This is a genomic window from Candidatus Protochlamydia sp. R18 (genome assembly GCF_000648255.1).
GTDB lineage: Bacteria > Chlamydiota > Chlamydiia > Chlamydiales > Parachlamydiaceae > Protochlamydia > Protochlamydia amoebophila.
Window position 1 is genome coordinate 1 of record NZ_BASL01000625.1, and the last position, 1,048, is coordinate 1,048.

General features: G+C 40.4%; 1 protein-coding gene. It reads left to right on the plus strand.

Annotation, left to right across the window (positions count from 1 at the left end; translation table 11 throughout):
- A partial coding sequence (locus TY19_RS02430) for a hypothetical protein (RefSeq protein WP_042279820.1) occupies nucleotides 1-1,013 on the plus strand: 1,013 nt, incomplete at its 5' end.
- Nucleotides 1,014-1,048 lie beyond the last annotated feature (35 nt).

The window sequence follows — 1,048 nt, forward strand, 5'->3', positions numbered from 1 at the left end:
CTGGGACTGCTCAAGTTTATTCTCTTGAGGAAAAAGGCTGTCAATTAGTTTTTGATAACCTAAAAGACGAAAACTCTCGTTTGATCCACTATCTAGAAGGGCATATGATCCAAGTGACGCAAGAAGGTTTTCTTTACCGCTGGCCACTCAAAGAACCTTTTCCTTCGCAACCCTTAAGCAGGGTGGAAAATTTTGAGGAAGCCCATGTTGACCAAGAGTTGCTTATTTTAGTGTTGCCTCAGCGCAAGCAATTTGCCATTTTTAATATAGAAAATGGCTTAAAATGTTACGAATCTCCCCTTTTCCACTCTCCCATCCGCTCGCTCGATTGCCGCGATAACCAAATTTTGATTCAATGTGAAGATGGCACGCTTTATTTTATCAAAGCTATTCGAAAAGAGAATTCCTCCCAAAATCTGGAACCGATTCTTTTGGACGGGCTCTTTTTAGATCCTCTTTGCAAAGAGCTAGTGCAATTTGATGAAAAGCGCATCATTATTTTGGGGAAGGATGCGAAAAAACGCCTCTGTACAGTTTGGGATGCTGCTAGCGGAAAAAAAATCTTTGAGGATTCTCTTGAAAGAGAATCCAAATTTCATCTCAACTCCAAATCTAAATGTATTACTGCTTCAGCCTATAATGGCGAAAAACTCGCTGTGGGTTTTGACAAGGGGTATGTTGTTTTTTATGAACCCACTACTGGAAAAAGGATTGCATCGCACTCTTTTGATCTTTCTCCTGTCCAATTTCTTAGCTTCGACTGCGATCAAGAACATTGCTGGGTAGCCACTAATCCTTACAATTTAATTGAGTGCTTAAATATCACAGATAAGCCTAAAACAGTGGGAGCTTTTTGCCCTAATAGGCTAACAAAAGTAGATATAGAAGGTAATTTAATGGGTATTTATGTAGATGAGCGCCGTTTGGCTTGCTACGATAAAGGAGGGGAGTTAGATGTTTGGGACTTTGCTAAGGCCTCTCTCCCATTCCCCCCCTTAAGCTTTGAAATTTAGCTTATTCAGTTGACCGTCTAATCAAGGCTTGTTTT